This window comes from Amycolatopsis sp. NPDC004378 (assembly GCF_053602455.1).
The window spans coordinates 621,908-642,099 of the sequence record NZ_JBSGDR010000003.1 but is presented as its reverse complement, the minus strand read 5'-3'; the positions used below and the strand labels follow the sequence as shown (position 1 = coordinate 642,099).

19 protein-coding genes are annotated in these 20,192 nt (G+C 73.0%); 7 read left to right on the top strand and 12 right to left on the bottom strand.

Going from position 1 to position 20,192, the window contains the following annotated elements; all coding sequences use genetic code 11:
- Positions 1–40: 40 nt before the first annotated feature.
- Genes ACWEN0_RS14595 through mftM form a run of 3 tightly spaced genes read left to right on the top strand, consistent with a single transcriptional unit; the run spans position 41 to position 3,485 of the window.
- Positions 41–1,147 carry an AAA family ATPase gene (locus ACWEN0_RS14595; RefSeq protein ID WP_451973144.1) on the top strand — a complete coding sequence of 369 codons (1,107 nt, stop codon included), beginning with the start codon at positions 41–43 and terminating at the stop codon, positions 1,145–1,147.
- Positions 1,147–2,616, top strand: a complete 1,470-nt coding sequence (locus tag ACWEN0_RS14590; protein WP_451973142.1) for a VWA domain-containing protein — start codon at positions 1,147–1,149, stop codon at positions 2,614–2,616. The genes ACWEN0_RS14595 and ACWEN0_RS14590 overlap by 1 nt, the downstream gene beginning before the upstream one ends.
- Positions 2,613–3,485, top strand: coding sequence for a mycofactocin oligosaccharide methyltransferase MftM (gene mftM / locus ACWEN0_RS14585; RefSeq protein WP_451973140.1), 873 nt, complete (start codon positions 2,613–2,615; stop codon positions 3,483–3,485). The genes ACWEN0_RS14590 and mftM overlap by 4 nt, the downstream gene beginning before the upstream one ends.
- On the opposite strand, the gene ACWEN0_RS14580 is transcribed toward mftM, so the two are convergent.
- Genes ACWEN0_RS14580 through ACWEN0_RS14565 form a run of 4 tightly spaced genes read right to left on the bottom strand, consistent with a single transcriptional unit; the run spans position 3,482 to position 7,543 of the window.
- Entirely contained in the window at positions 3,482–4,126 is a 645-nt protein-coding gene (locus ACWEN0_RS14580) for a MadR family response regulator transcription factor (protein ID WP_451973138.1), read from the bottom strand. The two genes, mftM and ACWEN0_RS14580, sit on opposite strands and share 4 nt — an antisense overlap.
- Positions 4,119–5,372: a sensor histidine kinase gene (locus ACWEN0_RS14575; protein WP_451973136.1), complete on the bottom strand. Its 1,254-nt coding sequence runs from the start codon at positions 5,370–5,372 to the stop codon at positions 4,119–4,121. The genes ACWEN0_RS14580 and ACWEN0_RS14575 overlap by 8 nt, the downstream gene beginning before the upstream one ends.
- On the bottom strand, positions 5,369–6,640 hold the full coding sequence (locus ACWEN0_RS14570; RefSeq protein WP_451973134.1) for an iron-containing alcohol dehydrogenase: 1,272 nt from the start codon (positions 6,638–6,640) through the stop codon (positions 5,369–5,371). Before ACWEN0_RS14570 ends, ACWEN0_RS14575 begins: the two co-directional genes overlap by 4 nt.
- Before the next feature lie 39 nt (positions 6,641–6,679).
- Entirely contained in the window at positions 6,680–7,543 is an 864-nt protein-coding gene (locus ACWEN0_RS14565) for an urea carboxylase-associated family protein (protein ID WP_451973132.1), read from the bottom strand.
- A gap of 143 nt (positions 7,544–7,686) precedes the next feature.
- On the opposite strand from ACWEN0_RS14565, the gene ACWEN0_RS14560 reads away from it, so the two are divergent.
- Together ACWEN0_RS14560 and ACWEN0_RS14555 are read left to right on the top strand one after the other, a co-directional pair.
- Positions 7,687–8,610 (top strand): hypothetical protein, encoded by a 924-nt coding sequence (locus tag ACWEN0_RS14560; protein WP_451973130.1) that lies wholly within the window; start codon positions 7,687–7,689, stop codon positions 8,608–8,610.
- An 82-nt stretch (positions 8,611–8,692) separates the two neighbouring features.
- Positions 8,693–9,349 (top strand): HNH endonuclease family protein, encoded by a 657-nt coding sequence (locus tag ACWEN0_RS14555; RefSeq protein ID WP_451973128.1) that lies wholly within the window; start codon positions 8,693–8,695, stop codon positions 9,347–9,349.
- Here ACWEN0_RS14555 and ACWEN0_RS14550 read toward each other — a convergent pair.
- Positions 9,346–10,089 carry a fructosamine kinase family protein gene (locus ACWEN0_RS14550; protein ID WP_451973126.1) on the bottom strand — a complete coding sequence of 248 codons (744 nt, stop codon included), beginning with the start codon at positions 10,087–10,089 and terminating at the stop codon, positions 9,346–9,348. The genes ACWEN0_RS14555 and ACWEN0_RS14550 overlap by 4 nt on opposite strands.
- 55 nt (positions 10,090–10,144) lie before the next feature.
- On the opposite strand from ACWEN0_RS14550, the gene ACWEN0_RS14545 reads away from it, so the two are divergent.
- Positions 10,145–10,501: an MmcQ/YjbR family DNA-binding protein gene (locus ACWEN0_RS14545; protein WP_451973124.1), complete on the top strand. Its 357-nt coding sequence runs from the start codon at positions 10,145–10,147 to the stop codon at positions 10,499–10,501.
- Here the strand turns inward: ACWEN0_RS14545 and ACWEN0_RS14540 are convergent.
- The 5 genes from ACWEN0_RS14540 to ACWEN0_RS14520 all read right to left on the bottom strand — a co-directional run bounded on the left by ACWEN0_RS14540 (position 10,426) and on the right by ACWEN0_RS14520 (position 16,163).
- Positions 10,426–11,283, bottom strand: a complete 858-nt coding sequence (locus tag ACWEN0_RS14540; protein ID WP_451973122.1) for a GNAT family N-acetyltransferase — start codon at positions 11,281–11,283, stop codon at positions 10,426–10,428. The two genes, ACWEN0_RS14545 and ACWEN0_RS14540, sit on opposite strands and share 76 nt — an antisense overlap.
- 44 nt (positions 11,284–11,327) lie before the next feature.
- On the bottom strand, positions 11,328–13,400 hold the full coding sequence (locus ACWEN0_RS14535) for a putative Ig domain-containing protein (RefSeq protein ID WP_451973321.1): 2,073 nt from the start codon (positions 13,398–13,400) through the stop codon (positions 11,328–11,330).
- Positions 13,401–13,506: 106 nt separating this feature from the next.
- On the bottom strand, positions 13,507–13,728 hold the full coding sequence (locus ACWEN0_RS14530; RefSeq protein ID WP_451973120.1) for a hypothetical protein: 222 nt from the start codon (positions 13,726–13,728) through the stop codon (positions 13,507–13,509).
- Between the two features lie 201 nt (positions 13,729–13,929).
- A complete protein-coding gene (locus ACWEN0_RS14525; RefSeq protein WP_451973118.1) occupies positions 13,930–15,495 on the bottom strand; it encodes an acyl-CoA synthetase in 1,566 nt (521 codons plus the stop codon).
- 77 nt (positions 15,496–15,572) lie between these two features.
- The gene (locus ACWEN0_RS14520) at positions 15,573–16,163 is read right to left on the bottom strand and encodes a hypothetical protein (protein WP_451973116.1); all 591 of its coding nucleotides are present in this window, start codon (positions 16,161–16,163) and stop codon (positions 15,573–15,575) included.
- 56 nt (positions 16,164–16,219) lie between these two features.
- Between ACWEN0_RS14520 and ACWEN0_RS14515 the strand changes: the two genes are divergently transcribed.
- The gene (locus ACWEN0_RS14515) at positions 16,220–16,582 is read left to right on the top strand and encodes a DUF488 domain-containing protein (RefSeq protein ID WP_451973114.1); all 363 of its coding nucleotides are present in this window, start codon (positions 16,220–16,222) and stop codon (positions 16,580–16,582) included.
- A 1-nt stretch (position 16,583) separates the two neighbouring features.
- Here the strand turns inward: ACWEN0_RS14515 and ACWEN0_RS14510 are convergent, their stop codons facing one another.
- Together ACWEN0_RS14510 and ACWEN0_RS14505 are read right to left on the bottom strand one after the other, a co-directional pair.
- A complete protein-coding gene (locus tag ACWEN0_RS14510) occupies positions 16,584–18,986 on the bottom strand; it encodes a glycoside hydrolase family 2 TIM barrel-domain containing protein (RefSeq protein ID WP_451973112.1) in 2,403 nt (800 codons plus the stop codon).
- Between the two features lie 85 nt (positions 18,987–19,071).
- Positions 19,072–20,106, bottom strand: a complete 1,035-nt coding sequence (locus tag ACWEN0_RS14505) for a LacI family DNA-binding transcriptional regulator (RefSeq protein ID WP_451973110.1) — start codon at positions 20,104–20,106, stop codon at positions 19,072–19,074.
- Positions 20,107–20,192 lie beyond the last annotated feature (86 nt).

Genomic DNA, 20,192 nt, shown 5'->3' with positions numbered 1-20,192 from the left:
TGCCCCGGCACCCGCGGGCCCCGCCTCCGAAGGGACCCCCGTGACGAGTTTCGCTTCGGTCGACGACGTCGCCGCGCGGCTGGCCGAGGTCGGCTACCTCACCGACCGCCGGCTGGCCACCACCGTGTTCCTGCAGGCCGAGCTGGGCAAGCCGGTGCTGCTCGAAGGGCCCGCCGGCGTCGGCAAGACCGAGCTGGCCAAGTCCCTCGCGGCCGCCACCGGACGGCGGCTGCTGCGCCTGCAGTGCTACGAGGGCCAGGACGAGACCAAGGCCCTCTACGACTGGGACTACGGCAAGCAGATGCTCTACACGCAGCTGCTGCGGGAGAAGATCGGCGCGATCGTCGAGGACGCGGCCGACCTGCGCGAGGCGGTCGACCGGATCAGCGCGCAGGACAGCGTCTTCTTTTCCGAGCGGTTCCTCGCCGCGCGGCCGCTGCTGGCGGCCGTGCGTTCGCCGGAGCCGGTGGTGCTGCTGGTCGACGAGGTCGACCGGGCCGACGAAGCCCTCGAAGCGGTGCTGCTGGAGATGCTCGCCGAGCAGCAGGTGTCGGTGCCCGAGCTGGGCACGTTCACCGCGGCGCACCCGCCCTTCGTCGTGCTGACCTCGAACAACACGCGGGACCTCTCGGCGGCGCTGAAACGGCGGTGCCTGCACCTGTTCCTGGACTACCCGTCGGCGGCGCGCGAGCTGGACATCATCCGGTCGAAGAAGACCGGGCTGCCCGACGCGCTCGCCGGGCACCTCGTCGACGTCGTGCGCGGGCTGCGCGGCCTGGGCCTGCGGAAGCCGCCGAGCATCTCCGAGACGATCGACTGGGCCCGGACGCTGGCCGTCCTCGGCGCCACCGAACTCGAGCCCGGCCTGCTCGAAGACACGATTTCCGTGGTGGCCAAGTACGAGAAGGACGTCGAGCGGGCGGCGGCCGCGCTGCCGAAGCTCGTCGCGGGGGAGCACGTCACGGCCGAGAACGAAGGTGCGGCCGTGCGCGGCGAGCGTGACCGGCCGGGGCGGCACGGGCCCGGGTACTACGGCGAGAAGCAGCAACCGGCTCCCGGGGACGAGAACGGCCGCGTGCGGCAGGTCAGCACGAGCCAGGGGGCGCGGTCGTTCACGGCGAACCTCGGCCGGCACCGGCGGGCGTGATGGAAGCGACCGTCCACCACTTCGCGCGGCTGCTGCGGGCGGCCGGCGTCCGGATCTCGGTGTCGGAGACGCTGGACGCCCTCGCCGGGGCGGCCGCGCCGGGGATCCTGGCCGACCGCGCGCTGCTGCGCGAGGCGCTGCGGACGTCGCTGGTCAAGGACCACCGCGACGACGACCGGTTCGACGAGCTCTTCGCCGCCTTCTTCGCCTTCGTCCGGTTCTCCGGCGAGCCGTCGCGACGGCGGGCCCGCGACCTCGAGGAATTCACCCTCGCCGAGGAGCTGGGCCAGCGGCCGCCGCGGGCGGACATGGAGAGCCCGGACGCCGAGGTCGGCGACCTGTTCGACCGCTCGAAGCTCGTCGAGCGCTACAGCCCGCACCCGGAGCTGAACCCGATCGTCCTCGACAACGACACGACCGACGAGATCGTGTTCTCCCAGCAGGACGTCGGCTCCCTGGAGGACTCCAACTCCGTCCGGCTCGACGTCGACCGGACGCACGGCGCCGACCCCGGGGCGGTGAGCACGGCGCCGGGCACGAAGCTGGACACCGAGCTGAGCCTGGCCGAGCAGGACGCCTTGCTGGGCTGGCTCGACGACGCGGCCGACCCGGGCGGCGACGAGGACGACGCGACGGCGATCCGGGCCCGGCTCGCCGGGCTGCCGGAGGCGCTGAAGCGGCACCTCGAATACCTGATCTCGTTGCAGCACACGGTGGAGGGCCGCCGCGTCGCGCCCGTGGGGGAGCTGGACGGCCGGGAGCAGGACCAGCTCGAAGCCGCCGTGCGACGGCTGGTGCACAGCCTGCGCGGCGCCCCGACGCACCGGAAGCGCGAGCACGCGCGGGGGCGCCTCGACTCGGCCCGGACGATGCGGCGGAACCTGCGCTACGACGGCGTCCCGTTCCGGCCGGTGACGGTCGCGAAGGCCGAGGACAAGCCGCGGCTGGTGGTGCTGGCGGACGTCAGCCTGTCGGTGCGGGCGACCGCGCGGTTCACGCTGCACCTCGTGCACCGGCTGCAGGGGATGTTCGGGCAGGTGCGCACTTTCGCGTTCGTCGCGGACCTCGCGGAGATCACCGGGCTGTTCGGGCGGTACTACGCCGAAGAGGCCCTCGGCCGGGTCTTCGGCGGCGACGTCCTCGACATCGACGCGAACTCCGACTACGGCCGGGTGTTCGGCACGTTCCTCGGCGAGCACGGCGCGTCGGTCACCCGCCGCACGACGGTCCTGGTGCTCGGCGACGGGCGCGGCAACGGCAACGACCCGAACCTGCCCGCGTTCGAGGAGCTGACCCGCCGGGCGCGCGAGACGATCTGGCTCACGCAGGAACCGCGCTACTCGTGGGGGCTCGGACCGTGCGACCTGCCGGCGTACGCGGAGTTCTGCGACCGCGTGCGGGTCGTCCGCGATCTGTCCGGTTTGGACAGTGCGGCGACCGACCTGGCCTCGGCGAGGACCGGCCGGTGACCGCGATCCTGGACCCCCTGGCGCCAGGCCACCGCGGCTGGTGGGAACGCGGCGAACTGCTGGTCTGCCACGAGGACGGCGTCGCCGTGCCGAACGCCCTGACCGCGCGGCTGGTGCCCACGCGCGTGACGTCGCACTTCCGGGTGTACTCCCTGGGGCAGCGGACGCTGGTCTCGCACCGCTACCGCGGCGACGAGCTGGACGACGACCTGGCCGGGCACCTCGCGGCCGAACTCGGCTTCCTGGCGCCGCACTTCGAAGACATCTTCACGGGCGTGGTGCGCACGACCGTCCACGACCCGCTGCTGGCCTGGACGGTGTTCTACGCCAACACCCTGGCCGCGCTGCGCCGCCCGGCGCCGACGGGCGCGATCGCGTCGTTCGCGCCGGTGCACGCGCGGGCGCTGGAGCTGGTGCGGGGCCGTTCGGTGCTGGATCTGGGGTCCTGCTTCGGGTTCCTGCCGCTGCAGATGGTCTCCCGCGGCCTGAGGCCGATCGCGTCGGACATCTCGCCGGGCACGATGGGCCTGCTGACGCGGGTCGCTTCCTGGTTCGGCACGCCGTTGCCGACCCTGGCCTCCGACGCGGCGGCCGTGCCGCTGGCGTCGGGCAGTGTCGACACGGTGACGGCGATCCACCTGCTGGAGCACGTGTCACCGGAGCACGGAACTGCCGTGCTCGGGGAGATGCTGCGCGTCGCCCGGCGGCGAGTGGTGGTGGCGGTCCCGTTCGAGGCGACGCCGAACCCGGCGTTCGGGCACGTCCGGTGCTTCGGCTTCGGGGCCCTGCAGGCGTGGGGGCGGGCGTCGGGGGTGCCGTTCACGGTCTTCGAACACCACGGCGGCTGGCTGGTTCTCGACGTGGCTTAGATCAACGCCCGCTTCGAGGCCGCGTACACGGCCTCCGCGCGGCTGCCCACCTCGAGCTTCCGCATGATGTTGCCGACGTGGAACTTGGCCGTGGTGGGCGAAATGAACAACTCCGCCCCGATGGCCTGGTTCGACAACCCCTGCGCCAGCAGCTTCAGCACTGTCAGCTCCCGGCCGGTCAGCCGCTGGGTGTCCGGCTGGGTGCGGCTCGACAACGTCCGCACCACCGAAGACACGCTGCGCGAGTCGAACGCCGTGTCCCCGCGCGAAACCGCCTTGATCGCGTTCGCCAAAGCCGTCGTGTCGACGTCCTTGACCACGTAGCCCCGCGCACCCGCGTGGACCGCCTCGATCACCAGGTGGTCTTCCAGGAACGTCGTCAGCACCAGGACCGCCAGGGACGGGTACTGCGAAGTCAGCGAGCCGCACAGCGCCAGGCCCTCGGAGTCCGACGAGGTCGACAGCTTGAGGTCCAGCAGGACCACCGCCGGCCGGCGGGCGGCGATCACCGTCCGGGCCTCCGCCGCGGTCGAAGCCTCGCCCACGATCCGGAACAGCGGGTCGCGCTCCAGGACCGAACGCAGGCCCTGGCGGAGGATGGCGTGGTCGTCGACCAGGACGATCGTGATCGGCTCAGCCAAGGGGCACCCCCACCACGATCTTGACCCCGCCGATCCGCGACCGCCGCACGGAGAACGTGCCGCCCAGCTCGCGGGCGCGGGCGTCCATGTTGGCCAGGCCGCGGTGCGCGCCGTCGAGGTCGTGGCCGCCCGCGACGCGCAGCACCCGGCGCAGCACCTCCGGCTCGCCGCTGCCGTCGTCGGACACCGCCAGCACCACCTCGTCCGCGCGGTAGCTCAGCCGGATCAGCGCGCGGCGGGCGTGGCCGTGGACCGCGCTGTTGAACAGCGCCTCGCCGCAGATCCGGAACAGCGAGTGCTCGGCCGCGGCGGGCAGGTCCGCCGGCTTGCCGCCGATCCGCAGCTCGACCGCCAGCTCCGTCGGCAGGTGCACCTTCGTCAGCTGCTCCAGCAGCTCGGGCAGGCTGGCGTGCGCGCCCTCGCGGTCGTGGCTGAGCGCGTGGATGACCGACCGCAGCTGGTCGACCGCGCCGCGGGTGAGGTCCTTGGCCACGGTCAGCCGCTCGGCCGTCTCGCCCGCGGCGTCCGCCCGGCAGAGCTCGATCTGCATGCCGGCCGAGAGCACCGACTGCGTGACGCTGTCGTGCAGCTCGCGGGCGATCCGGTGCCGTTCCGAGTCGATCACCTCGCGCTGGCGGGCCGCGAGCAGCTCCTGCTGGGCGCGGGCGCTGCGCCGGTGCAGCGACGAGTTGTGCAGGGCCACCACGCTTTGGCTCGCCAGGATCCGCAGCACGGCCTCGTCGGTCGCGTCGATCCGGCGCCCGTGCGGGGCCCACAGCAGCAGCCCGCCGACGACTTCGCACTCCAGCGTCACCGGCACCCGCAGGTGCCGGCCCGGCTGGTCGCCGGCTTCGGAGAAGTCCAGTGCCCCGCCGAGCATCCGGGTGAGGCAGGCCCGCACGTACCCGGGCATCGGGTCCACAGTGGACAGCTGGCGGCCGCCCGGCCCGATGATCGTGCACCGCGGCTCGGCTTCGGGCAGCACCGAGTCGGCGACGGCGAACAGGGCGTACTCCGCGTCGACGTGCTCGGCCGCGGTCCGGACGGTCGCGCGCAGCAGGTCGTCCTGCTGCTCCACGGTCCGCACCAGGGTCCGGGAAATCCGGTCCAGCGCGTGGATCACGCCCTCGAGGCGCTCGATCGACGTCACGTACGCGGGGTAGAACGACCGCTTCCCGGACCGGACGCCGGTCAGCTCGGCGAGGTAGCCGGGGCGGTCGTGGTCGTCGAGCGGGGCGCGGGTCACAGGGCCGCCCGGAACAGCTCTTCGATCTCCGCCACGTCGGCGTCGCGCGGGTTCGTCGCGAGACACGCGTCGTGCAGCGTGTTCCGCGCCAGCACCGGAACGTGGGCGACGGTCACACCGAGCTCGCCCAGCCCCTTCGGCACGCCGACGTCGTCGGCCAGCGCCCGCACGCGGTCGGCGACGGCGGGCCCGGCCTCCTCCGGCGGCGCTCCCTCCGGCACGCAGCCGAGGGCGCGGGCGATCGGCACGTACCGCTCCGGGTTGGCGCGCGCGTTGAACCGGACGACGTGCGGGAGCAGCACCCCGTTGATCACGCCGTGCGGCAGGTCGAGCAGGCCGCCGACCTGGTGGCTCATCGCGTGCGCGGCGCCGAGGATCGCGTTGGTGAACGCCAGCCCGGCCTCCAGGCTGGCCTGGGCCATCAGCACCCGCGGCGAGCGCTCGGCCGGCCGGTCGATGCTGCCGACGAGGTTCCCGTCGACCAGGGCGATCGAGTTGAGCGCGTGGTGGTCGGTCAGCGGGTTGTGCGCCCGCGACACGAACGCCTCGATGCCGTGCGTCAGCGCGTCCAGCCCGGTCGCCGCGGCCAGCCAGTCCGGCATCGTGGTGAGCAGCCGCGGGTCGGTCACCGAGACGTCCGGGACCAGCGTGCGGCCGATGATCGTGATCTTGGTGTTCTGCGCGGTGTCGGTGACGATGCAGAACTGCGAGACGTCGGCGCCGGTGCCCGCGGTCGACGGGATCATCACCATCGGCGGGATTGGCTGGCGGCTGCGGTCGACGCCTTCGAAGTCCAGGATGTCGCCGCCGTTGGCCGCCAGCAGCGCGACGCCCTTGCCGGCGTCGATCACCGAGCCACCGCCGAGGCCCATGATGACGTCGCAGCCGGCTTCGAGGTAGCGCTCGTGCCCGGCGCGGATCTCGTGGTCCTTCGGGTTGGGCGTCAGCCCCGCCCACACCGTCGGCGTCAGGCCTTCGGCCCGCAGGTGGCCGAGCAGCTCCTCCACCCACGGCGTCGCGAGCAGCCCGGCGTCGGTGACCAGCATCGGCCGCCGGGCGCCGAGGCGGGCGGCGACGTGCCCGGCCTCCGCGAGCGCGCCCTCGCCGAACATGATCTCGGGGGCGTGGAACTTGGCGATCGTGAGACCTTCGGGACCGGGTGGGGTCATCGCGGCGCTGTAGAGCGCGGCGGGCTGGGCCAGCGAGGTGGCCGGCCACGCGTCTTCGCCGGCCACCCGGGCGGGCGAGGGCCGGCGAGTGAGGACCACGAAGACACTCCCGACGTCGACGATGACTTCCCGCCCAGGCTACCTCGCCGGTTCCCCCGCCCGACCCGTCCGATCGGGTAGGCCGGCCCAGTCGGGCAGCCGGGTGCCGTGCAGCCCGCGGTAGGCCGCGCGCTCCGGCGGGCGCCAGTCCTTCAGCAGCTCAGGACGCGGTTTGACGACGTCGACGCCGATCGGGTGGCACACGTCGACCGGGTCGCGGGCGTCCGGTCCCCAGAGCGGGACGGACAGGTCGCCGCCGGGGCACGTGGAGAGGGCGCACAGCAGGTCGATCTCGGCGAAGAACTCGAAGTGGTCGCCCGGGCGGGCGGGGCAGGCCTTCATGAAGTACCGGTCGTCTTCGGTGAGCCCGGTGCACTGGAAGACGTTCAGGACGTCGTGCACGTCGAATTCGGTGAGCCCGAACGGCGCGACCGCGCGGACCAGGTTCGAGTGGCAGTGGAAGTCGAAGTCCTCGCCGGTGAGCAGCCGGTTGACGTACGGGTCGCAGCGGGTGCCGAGCAGGTCGTGGACGCGGCCGCCCTCGCTGTCCTCGCCGTAGTCCTCGAGCGTGTCGGCGGTGATCGTGGCGAGCGGGCGCAGGAACGGGAGCGTCGACCAGAGCCGGTCGAACGTGCTGACGTGGGCGCGCTGCAGCTGGCGGGTGCGCGAGGCCCAGAAGCGTTCGCGCGGGTCGTCGGCGTTCCAGAGGTTGAGGTCGCCGACCTGCGGGCCGTCGACGGTGCGCAGGCGGCACAGGTGACCTCGCGGCACCCGCCACGCGCGGCCGGAGCGGATCGGGATCTCGAACGCCTCGACGAGCTCGCGGCCGTCGTCCTCGGCGAGGCGCCGGTAGAACGACCGGTCGACTTCGAGCGCGGCGCCCTGGTAGGCGGCTGAGACCATCGGCGGCTCCTTCGTCGGTGTGCGGCTGCGGGGTCCAGGATGCCCCGGCTACGCACGGTGGCGTTCGACCACTCGTTCGGCTGCTGGGGCGACGGCCGGTCCGGCTCTTACCGTCGAACGAGGGACGGTTGTCTTCGGGAGGGGTGACCCGGGTGCTCGTGGCCAGCCAGCGCACCGGCGAAGAATCACGGCTGCCCGCCGCGGCCGAGCACGTCGTGGCGCTGCTGCGGTCGTGGGGCCCGGGGCCCGACCACCTGACGGGCCTGGCCCTGGCGGGCATCACGGTCCCGAGCCGCCTCGGCCCCCGGTTCGTCGACGCCTTGGTGTTCACCCGGTTCGGCGTGGTGGTCATCGCGGCCCACGAGCCGGGGGAGGGACGGTCGGCGGGCCCGGGCGAGCGTGCTGGTGCGGCGGTGGAGGCCACGAAGGGCGCGTTGGCCGCGCACGACGGCGGGCAGTACGTGACCGGCCTGGTCGCGGTCGTTCCGTCGGCCGGTGGGCCGCAGGCCGCGGTCATCCCGTCAGGCACGGGGCCGGGTTCGGCCGACGTGCGCGAGCCGGGCGAGGTGGCCGCCGGGTCGGCGCAGCCGCACGCCGTGGACCAGGGCGTGCTCGAAGTCCCGGCACACCCCGGGTCCGTGCCCGGCGTGGCCGTCGTGCTCGCCGACTCGCGGGGGTTGCGGCGGATCATCGGGCAGCACAACCGGTGGCGGACCGTCTGGTCGGCCGACGACGTCCTCGATGCCTGCTACGCCCTCTCGCTCGCCCACCTCGCGCCACCGCGCGCGGCGCTGCTCGCCGACGGCTTCCCCGCCCGGCTTCCCGCGCTCTCCCGGCTGCCCGAGCTGCCCGCCGTCGTTCCGGTGCCGGCCGAACAGCCCGCGCCGAGCGCCGACGACGAGCCCGGCCCGCGCATTCCGCTCCAGCGGCGGCCGGGGTCGGCGGTCTTCCCGCGGCAGCGGCCGATCCGGCTGGTGCCGTGGGGGCTGGTCGTCGTGCTGACGCTGCTCGTCGCCGCCGGGATCGTGGCCGCCGTGTTCGTCGCACAGGTCTTCCACGGCTCGTAACTTTCGCGCCAAGTACACCGCCTGCACCGTTTCCCCGCGGCGTCGGCTGGGCATCTCCCGGTGGACGTGAAAGGGGTTCACGATGCCGCGCACCCGAGCGCTCGTCCTGCTGGCCGCCCTCGCGGGGGCCTCCCTCACCGGCTGCAAGGTGCCCGACGGGCCGGCGGCCGGCGCCCGGCCGACCGGTACGGCCGCCGCGCCGCCGGTCGCGCCCACCGAGGCGCGGGCCGAACTGGCCAAGCTGACGGTCGCCGTGCGCGGCACCATGGACGGCTACAGCCGCGACAAGTTCCCCCACTGGGACAAGGTCGACGGCGCCTGCGACACCCGCGAACAGGTGCTCAAGCGCGACGGCCAGGACGTCACCACCACCTCCGACTGCGCCCCGAAGTCCGGCACGTGGGTCAGCGCCTACGACGGCGCGACGTGGCACAAAGCGTCCGATGTGGACATCGACCACATGGTGCCGCTCGGGCAGGCCTGGGTGAGCGGCGCGAAGTCGTGGACGCAGGAGCGGCGCGAACAGTTCGCCAACGACCTGGTCCGGCCGCAGCTGCACGCCGTCACCGACAACCTCAACGAGCAGAAGAGCGACAAGGCCCCGGACCAGTGGAAACCGCCGCTCGTCTCGTACTGGTGCACCTACGCCACGGACTGGATCGTGGTCAAGAGCAACTACGGCCTGACGATCACCGTGCCGGAGAAGACGGCCCTGGAGTCGATGCTCCAGCACTGCTAGAACGAGCGCGCCGCCGCGACCGCCTGCCCGGCGTACGACTGTCCGAACAGGACGGTGTGCACCAGCAGCGGGAACAGCTGGTGCAGGCCGATCCGGTCGCGCCGGCCGGCCGCCAACGGCGCGGTCTCGTCGTAGGCGGCGATGACGCGGTCGAGGTGCGGGCAGCCGAACAGCTGCAGCATCGCCAGGTCCGTCTCGCGGTGCCCGCCGTGGGCGGCCGGGTCGATCAGCCACGCGTCCCGGCCGTCCCACAGGACGTTGCCGTTCCACAGGTCGCCGTGCAGCCGCGCCGGGGGTTCGGCCGACGCCGGGATCCGGTCGCAGGCACGTTCGAACAGGGTCGCTTCCGTGCTGCCGAACGTCCCGGCGTCCACCGCGAGCCGGACGTACGGCAGCACGCGCCGCGACGCGTACCAGGTGGCCCAGTCGTCCCCGGGGACGTTCGCCATCGGTGCCAGGCCGATCCACGCGTCGGCGGGACCGCCCGGAGGTGGCGAGCCGAACGCCGGCGCGCCGGCCGCGTGCAGCCGGGCCAGCCCGCGGCCGAACCGCTCGGCCGCGGCGGCCGACGGGCGACCGGACGGCACCCGGTCGAGGACCAGCCGCTCGTCGTCGGCGCTGCGGACCACCGGCACCGGGACCGCGCCCGCCGCGGCCAGCCAGCGCAGCCCCGCGGCCTCGGCGGCGGTCGCGCCGGGAGCGTGCCCCCGCTTGACCACGACGTCACGCGGATCGCTCATGTCCCGCACGGTACCGGCGCGCTACGGTGGTCGCCGGAGACAGGGGGAGCGACAGGTGACGGTCACGGTCCGGAAACTCGAACTGCTGCTCGGCCGGCTGGCGGAGGTCCAGCGGTCGGAGGCACGCGACTACTCCTCGTTCGGCGTGCGCGGCAAGCGGTTCGGCTACTTCTGGCCGCGCACGCGGACCGTCGGGCTCAAGCAGGAGATCTCCGAACAGCTGGCCCTGGTCGCGGAGCGGCCCGACGTCTTCGAGGTGCAGTTCACCGCGGGCGGCTTCGGCTGGGTCGTGGTGTACCTCGACCGGATCGACGCCGACGAGCTCGCCGAACTGCTCTACGAGGCCTGGCGGCTCTCGGCGCCCGAGGAGCTCGTCGAGGAGACGCCTTTCACGAGGATCGCCCGCGCGTAGAGCAGGTCGAACCCCTGGCGCTGCACGTTCTGCTGCGACTTCGACCCCGGCTGCGTGGTGACGACGGCGATGTCGCACCCGGCTTCGGCGGCGGCCGCGAGCCGGGCCCGCAGCAACGCGGTCTGCACGCCGCGGCGGCGGTGCGCGGGCACGGTCGCCGCGCCGGTGAACTGCGCGATCCCGTCGGTGACGCGGAAGCTCGCGCCGCCGGCGAACTCGCCGTCGCGTTCCACGAGGTACCGCCGCACCCCGGCCATGTCCCGCATCGCATCGACGACTGTCTCGCGAGGGAAGTCTTCGTGCGAAGGCAGGCCCTGGGTGTCGGCGACGGCGAACGCGCCGGCGACCTCGGCCAGCCACGTCTCCAGCTCGTCCTCGCGCGCGATCCGGACGTCGCCGGGGGCGCCGGCGTCCCCGACCCGGCGGCCGAGCACGTTCTCGAACGACTCCAGCCGGTACCCGCGTCCGGTGAGGTACGCGCCGACCGCCGCGTCGGCGAGCTGGCACAGCTCGACCCGCACCGGCGCGCCCAGCTCGGCGAAGGCCGCTTCGATCTCTTCGAGGCCGTCCGGGAGGCCGTCGAAGCCGAGCCCGCAGATCTTGGTGAACGGCGAGTCCGCTTCGGCGAGGCTCGCGACACCACCGGCGAGCGGGCGCGCGAAGCCGACGGCGTCCCCGCGGCGCGCCCGTGCGGCGTCACTGCTTTCGGTGATCAACCGGGCTTCGGCGCGTTCGATCCGCGCCGCGAGCGCCGTGTCGCAGAAGAGCCGTTCCCCGTCCATGCCCTCACAGTGCCGGACACGGACGGGGAACCCAACCCGGTTTCTCAGCCCTCGACGCGGTGCGACGCCCAGAACGACGTCAGGTCGGTCGACCCGGCGGCGGCCTGGGCCGCGGCCTTGAACTCGGCCGTCGTCGAGACGCCGTACCAGTGCGACTGGGCGTACGACTTCAGCAGGTTCGCCATGGCCGTGTCGCCGATCGTCCGCCGCAGGTCGTGCAGGGTGCACTTCCCGTAGTTGTAGACCACCGTGGAGTACCGGGACGAGTGCGCGTCCCAGTAGGCCATCGAGTTGGTCAGCTTCTCCGCGCTCGACTGCCACGTGATGCCGCAGCCGCTGCCGGTGATGCCGCGGTAGAGGTCGGTGGCGTAGTCGGTGAAGCTCTCGTCCAGCCACGGCGAGTTGTACTCGTCGTCGCCGACGATGCCGTACCACCACTGGTGCGCCAGCTCGTGGGGCAGCGCCGTGGTCGACACGAGGTCCATCACGAAGCCCGGGTACTCCATGCCGCCGAACCAGAAGTTGTTGTCCAGCACGACGTCCACCTCGCCGTACGGGTAGTCGCCGAAGCGGCCCGAGTGCACGTCGATGGCGTCCGCGGCCAGCGTCAGCATCTGGTTGGCGCTGCTGGCGGAGATGCCGCTGACCGAGTAGACGTTGACGCGCACGCCCTTCCCGGATGTCGTCTGGATCTTCGCGAACGGCCCCGAGGCCCAGGCGAAGTCCCGCACCTTGCTCGCCACGGCGTGCGTGGTGGTCGTGGTGCCGCTGGTCGTCTCGGTCGACGTGCCGGTGGCCGGCGTCAGCAGCGACGTCGGGTGCACCAGGGTGACGTCGAAGTCGCTGATCACCGTGTAGAACGACTCGCCGTTGTTGGTGTACGGGTCGAGGTGCCAGCCCGCGCTGTCGCGCACCGCGAGCACGGGCAGCGCGTTGCCGATCATGTTGTACGCGCCGTCGTGGCCGAACCGGTCGGCGCCGCTGGGCACGTCGATGCCCAGGTCGAACCCGATGGTCGCCGACTGGCCCTGGGCCAGCGGGCTCGGGAGCGTGATCTTCATGGCCGTGCAGTTCACGCTGAGCGCCGACGGCGTGCCGCCGGTGACGTTCGTGACCGTGATCGGCGTCGTCGGGCAGCTGCCGTGGTAGTTGTCCCAGAGCCGCAGGTAGACCTCGGGCAGGGCGCTGGCCGAGCCGTTGGTGAAGCTGACGTTCTGGTGGCCGGTCCACGTCGTGCCGGAGCTGTTCGACGTCAGGCTGACCGTGTAGGCCGGGTTGACCGGGGTGCGCGTGGAGTCGGCGGGCGCGGCCGTGATCGTCCACGGGAAGGTGGCGCTGCCGCTGTTGCCGGCCGGGTCCTTCGCCGTGACCGTCACCGACGAGGTGCCGGCCGTGGTCGGCGTGCCGGTGATCCTGCCCGTGCTCGCGCCGATCGCCAGCCCGGCGGGCAGGCCGGTCGCGCTGTAGGTGAGCGCGTCGTTCTGCGGGTCACTGGCCTGGACCTGCAGGGACACCGCCTGGCCGGCGGCCGTGGTCTGGGCACCCGGCGAGGTGACGACCGGGGACTGCGGGTTGCTCGTCCCGGTCGTGGTCAGCGAGAAGTCGTCGAGGAGGAAGTTGGTGGCGAGGCTCGAGTCCTCGGTGCCGGTGATCTGCAGCGTCACGGTCTGGCCCAGGTAGCGCGACACGTCGACGGTGCGCTGGACGTACCCGGTGTTCTTGTCGAGGTTCGAATAGCTCGCGAGGGTGTCGGATCCCGCCTGCACGACCAGCTTGTCGTAGGCCGTACTGGTCGTCGTCTCCTTGGTGTCGACGTGCGCCCACCAGGACAGCGACGCGGAAGCACAGCCGGCGGGGAGCGTCAGTGACTGGGACAAGGTGTCGGTGTGCGTGCTGCCGTAGCCGTCCAGCCAGGCGTCCATCGTCCCGCCGTGTGCGGGCTCCGCCGAGGTGGCGGCGGAGATCACGCCACTGCTCTGGGTCCACGGCGCGGTACCGCTTTCGAACCCGCCGTTGCCGACGACCTGGTCACCGCAGACCGCGGCGGCCTCGGCCGGCGCGGCGACGACGACTGCGCCCAGCAGGCCCACGGCCGCACTGAGCGCAGCAGAAAGCACCCTCGATCTCATGGAGGTAGTCCTTTCCCGGCTCCACCCGTGGGAGCCGTGAAAAGCGTCCTCTGCGGCCGGGGCCGCAACAACCCGCCATGAGTCGGGTTCGGGTTCAGGCCTGCTGCAGCACGTTGAGGAGGATGAACAGCAGCACGAGGGCCGCGGCGACGGCGACCCCGGCGGAGACGGTGGTGCGGATCATCTCCCCGAACCCCTTGGCGGTGCGGGCGCGGTAGGCGGAGTAGTTGGAGCGGGCCTCGCGGGCGCTGTGCACCCGCGCGCCGACGAGCAGCCCGGCGCCGAGGGCGAGCAGGACGGCGACGAAAACGGACACGGGAGATACCTCCGTGGTCGGGGAAACGGTGGACGGCCTCATTCCTAGACCCGACGGACGTCACGCGCCACGGCTTGTCGGTATTCCGTTTCCGGGCCGGTCGGCCCTGGTGGGACGGGTGTCCCGCGGACCTCGGAAAGCCGTCGTGCGGCCCCGGCGGTATCCGCTGTTTTCCGTGCTCCGCAAGGAGAATTCGGTTGCTCAGCCTTCGGCCGCGAGTCCCTTGTGCCGTTCCCGCAATTCCCGCTTGACGATCTTACCGCTCGGATTCTTGGGAAGGCGGTCCGCGAACACGACGTACTTCGGGCATTTGTAACCGGCGAGGTGTGCCTTTGCGTGGTCGACCACTCGCGCAGCGTCGAGCGTGACGCCTTCCCGCGGCACGACGACCGCGGTCACGGCTTCGATCCAGTGTGGATGGCCGATCCCGAACACGGCCACCTCGGCGACGCCGTCGAGCAGGTACAGCGCCTCTTCGACCTCGCGGCTCGCCACGTTCTCGCCGCCGGTCTTGATCATGTCCTTCTTCCGGTCCACGACGGACAGGTAGCCGGCTTCGTCGACGACCCCGAGGTCGCCGGAGTGGAACCAGCCGGCGCGGAAGGCTTCCGCCGTCTTTTCCTCGTCGCGGTAGTAGCCGAGGGTGGCGTGCGGGCTGCGGTGCACGATCTCGCCGACCGTCCCGGGCGCGACCGGGTTGTCCTCGTCGTCGACGATCCGGGTCTCGACGTTGAGCGACGCGCGCCCGGCCGACCCGGCGCGCTCGAGCTGCTCGTGCGGGCGCAGGATCGTCGCCAGCGGCGCCATCTCGGTCTGGCCGTAGAAGTTCCAGAGGTCGACGTCCGGCAGCCGGCGGCGCAGCTCGCGCAGCACCTCGACCGGCATCGCGGACGCGCCGTAGTACCCCTTGCGCAGGCTGGAGAGGTCGGTCCGGTCGAAGTTTTCGTGGCGCAGCAGGGAGATCCACACCGTCGGCGGCGCGAACAGTTTCGTGGCGCGCTCGCGTTCGACGGCCGCGAGCAGCTTCGCGGGGTCCGGGCCGGGCAGGATCACGCTGGTCGCGCCGAGGTACACGTCGACGGAGAAGAAGCAGTCGAGCTGCGCGCAGTGGTACAGCGGCAGCGAATGCACCTCGACGTCGTCGGCGCTCATGCCGCCGTCGACCACGCAGGAGACGTACTGCGCGATGAGCGACCGGCTCGACAGCAGCACGCCCTTCGGCCGCGACTCGGTGCCGGAGGTGTACATGATCCGCAGCGGGTCGTCGTCGGCGACGAGGACGTCCGGCGCCGTCGAGTCCCCTTCGGACAGCCAGGGGGCGACGTCCTCCCATTCGCCGTCCGCGCCGATGCGCCCGCGCACGACGTCGGGCCGTCCGGCCAGGTCGAGCGCCTTGGCGGCGGTAGGTTCGAGGGCGTCCTCGGCGAGGAAGGCCTTCACTTCGGCGTGGCGAAGGATGTAGGCGATTTCGTCGGCGCCGAGCATGAAGTTGACCGGCACGAGGAGCACGCCGAGCTTGGCCGTGGCGAAGGCGAGGGCACCGTACTGCCAGCAGTTGTGGCTCAGCAGCGCGAGCCGGTCACCCTTGCGCAGCCCGCGTGCGGCGAGGGCGTGGGCGCACCGGTTGGCGGCGGCTTCGAACTCGGCGAAGGTGAGCCGCTCGGTCCCGTCGACTACGGCGAGCTTGCCGGGCAGCCGCAGCGCGGTGCGGCGGAGGAGGTCACCGAGGGCGTGCTGCCGGGCCCGGTCGACGAGGTGCTGGTCCATCCCGGCAGTCTCGGCGGTGGCGACGCGACGTGCAACAGTCCTGTTCGCCGTCGCTCTCGGGGCACGAGCGGGGCCGGTCAGCGGGCGCCCGCGTCGATCTGCACCGGGTAGCCCGCGCGCAGGACGGCGATCGTGGCCGGGGGCGTCAGCACCGGGACGGTCCCTGCCGTGGGCAGCCGCTGCTTGCGGCCGTAGCCCGCGGGCGTCCACTCCGTCAGGTGCCCGTCGACGACGACCTCGGGGTGCGGGCCGCGGAGGACGAAGGCGCCGTCCGGGAGGCCGGCCCACGGCAGCTCGTGGAGCCGGCGTTCGTGGGTGCCGCGGACCAGGCGCTCGGCGTGCAGCCGCCGGTTCATCGCGGTCGCCGACGGACGGCCCGGCCAGGCGTCGCGGTAGGCCGTGTACGCGGCATGACGGCACTCGCCGCAGGGCCGGTGCCCGGCGGCGAACGAGACGGCTTCGTCGTGGAAGTACAGGTGCGTGTAGCGGTTCGGGAGCCACTGCTCGCGCCACCGGCCCTTGAACGCGAGCACGCAGGTGATCCACAGGTCGCCGCCGTGGAAGCGGACGATCTCGTGGCCGCGGTGCAGCACGCCCCGGTTGCCCGTCCACGCGCCGCGCAGGGGGACGTCGACGATCTCCCCGGTGGGTGTCACGCGGTTGCGCACCAGGTCACCGGCCTTCCGGAGTGGCGGATCGGCCGGGCGCGCCGCAGAATGCGCGCATGCAGCCGACGGTCGTCCGGGTGGCGCGGCTGGCCGACCCGGCCGGGCCCGCCGACGGCGTCCGCGTGCTCGTCGAACGGGTCTGGCCGCGCGGCACGTCCCGGACGGTCGTCCTGGACGGCTGGTACCGCGCGCTGGCGCCGTCCGACGAGCTGCGCACGTGGTACGGCCACGATCCCGAGCGCTTCGCCGAGTTCGCCGAGCGGTACCGCGCGGAGCTGCGGGAGCCGGATCGCGTGGCCGCGCTGGAGCGGCTGCGGGAACTGGCCGCAGGCGGCCCGGTGACGCTGCTGACGGCCAGCGGCTCGCCGCCGATCAGCCAGGCCGCCGTGCTGGCGGGCGTGCTCACCGGCGAAGGGTGAGTCACGACCGGGACCCGCGTTCAGTCCCGCTCGCGGTCGTCGTGATCGTCGCCGTGGCCGTGCCGAGCGTGTCGTGCCGGGCGGTCAGCGTGAGCGTCCCCGGTGGCCCGGCGAACGGCCGCACCCACACCGCCGCGCCGCCGCCGGTCGCGCCCAGGTCCAGCGCCGGGTCGCCGACCAGCTCACCGGACCCGGTCAGCGTCAGCGTCACCGCCCCGGTCGCTCCCGCGCGCAGCGTCCCGAAGCGGTCCAGCGCGGACACGACCACCCGCGTGGCGTCGCCGCCGTCGGAGCGCAGCTGCGTGTCGTCCGGGACGCAGCTCAGCACGTCGCGGCTCCGGTCACCGCTGAAACGCCGCGAGACGACCAGCCGGCCGCCCGCGTAGCCGTCGATCCGCAGCTGTGGACGCCGCCCGCGCGGCACGGTCAGGTCGGCGGCGAACGGCGGGTACCGCAGGTGCGGGAAGTCGGCGCGGCGGCTGCGGGCCTCGCCGGCGGGCCGGTCGTCGAGGAACAGCAGGAGCCGGTCGCAGTTCGACCAGATCGTCGCGTCCCGCCCGGGCCCGGTGGGCTGGGTGGTGAAGTCCCACGCGAAGCCCGGCTCGACGACCGCCCGGACGAGCGGGTCGCCCTGCGAGGCGTAGAACGCCGCCGCGGGCTTGGGGATCCGGAAGATGTCCGAGACCCCGGCGAACTTCGACCCGCCCAGCGAGCGCTGCCAGCCCGACGGGTAGTCGAAGGCGCACCAGGCGAGCAAACCGCAGTAGCGGTCGTCGGCCGCGGCCAGGTCGTGGGCCTTCGCGTGCAGTTCGGCCTGCAGGTGCTGGGTCGACGGCGGATCCGTCCGGCGGTAGGCACGGACCCCGGCCAGCGTCCCGATCGACTCCGTGACCAGGTACGGGACACCCGCGCGCGGCGGGCGCAGCTGAAAGGGCGCGCCGCGCCGGGCGGTGTAGTCGTTGTAGGCCAGGACCTGCTCGTCGGTGCCCGGCGGCAGGGCCAGCCGCGCGCCGGTGGTGCTGGCCAGCGCCCCGCTCGTCGGGCGCGACGGGTCCAGCTGCCGCGCCAGCCGCCCGGTCTTCAGGTACATCTCCGTGGTCCCGGCGGCTTCGTTCACCCGCGTGCCCCACACGACGATGCTCGGGTGGTTGCGGTCGCGCACGACCATCGCCTCGACGTCACGCAGGTTCCGCTGCTGCCACGGCGCGTCGCCGACGCGGCCCCAGCCGGGGATCTCCTCCCACACCAGCAGGCCGAGCTCGTCGCACGCGTCGAGGAACGCGCTCGACTGCGGGTAGTGCGAGCAGCGGACCATGGTGCAGTTCAGCTCGCGGCGCAGGATCTCGGCGTCGCGCCGCTGGACGCGGTCCGGCAGCGCCCCGCCGGCGAACGGGTACCACTGGTGGCGGTTGAGGCCGAAGAGCTTCAGCCGCCGCCCGTTGAGGAAGAAGCCGTCCGGGGTGAACCGGGCTTCGCGGAAGCCGATCCGCACGGTCTGCTGGTCGAGCGCGCGCGGCCCGGACCGGATGCCGACCACGACGTCGCAGAGCGCCGGGTCGTCGACGTCCCACAGCCGGACCGCGCCGAGCCCGCCGACATCGAACTCGACGGTCCTGGTCCCGACCGCCATCGGCGGGACCTCGGTGCTGCCGCGGGCCAGCTCCCGGCCGGCCTGGCGCACCGACGCGGTCACTTGCACCGGTTCGCCGAGCGCGACGGTCGTGTCGAGCTCGCACGTCAGGTGCAGCGAGCGGCCGGGGGAGAGGACGTCGACGGGCCGGGCGAAGACGTCGGACAGCCGGGTCCGCGGCACGGTGCCGATCGAGGCGGCGCGGTAGATCCCGGCGGGCTGGTAGAAGTCGATCACCGACGGGCCCTCGCTGCGCGGCAGGTTCGGCGGGACGTCGAGCTGCCAGCGCCCGTCGACGACCACGGCGAGCACGTTGTCGCCCGCCGTGACCTGCGGCAGCTCGACCTCGAAGGGCAGGTAGCCACCGTCGTGCGCCGTGACGAGGCCGCCGTTGAGGTACACCGCCGCGCTCGTCATGACGCCCTCGAAGCGGGCGCGCACGCGTTCGGTGGTCATCGCGGGGGAGACCGTGAAGTGCTTGCGGTAGATCCACTGCTCCTGCCACGACGACGGCTGCCAGCCGGTCCAGGAAAGCGGCGTCACGCAGTGGGGGAGCTGCACCGGGGAGAGGTCGGTTTCGTCGTAGCCGAGTTCGGCGGCGCCGTCCTCGTACCGGCCGAACAGCCAGAAATCGCCCAGCCGCACGGCGTCCGGGTCCGGCTCGCCGAGCCCGGCCGAGCCGGCGGCACCGCCGAAGACGACGGCACCGGTCAGCGCGGCGCCGCCGGCGACGAGGAACTCGCGCCGCGACAACCGGGGCTTCCCTGCCGCCATCCACGACCTCCGTGTTCGCCGTCCCGACCGGGGAATCGCTCCCGAAGGGTAAGACGTCACAGACGATCAAACGGTTGGCTCGGGCTCAGCGCAACGTGGAGGCGCGGACCACCAGCTCGGGCGTGAAGACGACCTGCCGGTGTTCGTGGCCCGGCTCGGCCTCGGCCAGCAGCAGCTCGGCGGCCGTGCGGCCCAGACGCCGCCGGGGCTGGCGGACCGACGTCAGCGGGACGGCGGCCGCCGCCGCGAACTCGATGTCGTCGTAGCCGACGATCGCCAGGTCCGCCGGGACGCGCATGCGCAGGTTCGCGCACGTCTGGAGCAGGCCGAGAGCGACCAGGTCGTTCGCGCAGAACGCCGCCGTCGGGCGGACCGACGCCGGCAGCCCGGCCAGCCGCTCGCCCGCGCCGCGGCCGTCGGCCACGGTCAGGGCCGTCGTGGTGAGGTCGACCAGCCGGCCGGCGTCGAGTCCCGCCGCGCGAAGGGCCCGCAACGCGCCGAGCCGGCGGTCGCGGACCTGGCCGACGGTCGTGTGGTTGCCGATGAACGCGATCCGGTCGTGGCCCTGCTCGATCAGGTGCCGCACGGCGATCTCGCCGCCGTAGACGTCGTCCACCGCGACCGAGCAGTGCGTGGTGCCGCCGGGTGTCCGGTCGACGACCACCACGGGCGTCCCGCGCAGCGCGATCTCCTGCAGCAAAGGGGCGTCCGGGTCGACCGGCGTGATGAGGATGCCCTGCACCCGCTGCTGTTCGAGGCGGCCGAGGTAGGCCGCCTCCCGCGCGGGCTGGTGGGCGCTGTTGCAGAGGAACAGCGAGAGGTCGCCCGCGTCGGCGGCGTCTTCCATGCCGGCCGCGACGTCGGTGAAGAACGGGTTGCTGCCGTCGAGCATCACGTACGCGAGCACGCGGCTGCGCCCGGCCCGCAGCTGGCGCGCGGACTCGTTGCGCACGAACCGCAGTTCGGCCATCGCGGCTTCGACCTTCGCGCGGGTGGCGGGGCTGACGCGGTCGGGGCGGTTGAGCACGTTGGACACCGTGCCGAGGGAGACGCCCGCGGCGGCCGCGACGTCCTTCATGCCCGCCGTTCTGGGCTCGGCGCCGGACTCCTGGACCGTCATGTTCGTCCCCCTTTGAAACGTAACATCACCACGACCTGCCCGGTCCAGAAGCCGTTTGGCCACGGTTCGCCGGATTCATTGACTTG

Bases quoted from the DNA above. Each gene is read 5' to 3' on its own strand.
- ACWEN0_RS14590 (WP_451973142.1), top strand. From the start codon at position 1,147: ATGGAAGCGACCGTCCACCACTTCGCGCGGCTGCTGCGGGCGGCCGGC.
- ACWEN0_RS14565 (WP_451973132.1), bottom strand. From the start codon at position 7,543: ATGGTCTCAGCCGCCTACCAGGGCGCCGCGCTCGAAGTCGACCGGTCG.
- ACWEN0_RS14555 (WP_451973128.1), top strand. From the start codon at position 8,693: ATGCCGCGCACCCGAGCGCTCGTCCTGCTGGCCGCCCTCGCGGGGGCC.
- ACWEN0_RS14550 (WP_451973126.1), bottom strand. From the start codon at position 10,089: ATGAGCGATCCGCGTGACGTCGTGGTCAAGCGGGGGCACGCTCCCGGC.
- ACWEN0_RS14540 (WP_451973122.1), bottom strand. From the start codon at position 11,283: ATGGACGGGGAACGGCTCTTCTGCGACACGGCGCTCGCGGCGCGGATC.
- ACWEN0_RS14525 (WP_451973118.1), bottom strand. From the start codon at position 15,495: ATGGACCAGCACCTCGTCGACCGGGCCCGGCAGCACGCCCTCGGTGAC.
- ACWEN0_RS14515 (WP_451973114.1), top strand. From the start codon at position 16,220: ATGCAGCCGACGGTCGTCCGGGTGGCGCGGCTGGCCGACCCGGCCGGG.
- ACWEN0_RS14510 (WP_451973112.1), bottom strand. From the start codon at position 18,986: ATGGCGGCAGGGAAGCCCCGGTTGTCGCGGCGCGAGTTCCTCGTCGCC.
- ACWEN0_RS14505 (WP_451973110.1), bottom strand. From the start codon at position 20,106: ATGACGGTCCAGGAGTCCGGCGCCGAGCCCAGAACGGCGGGCATGAAG.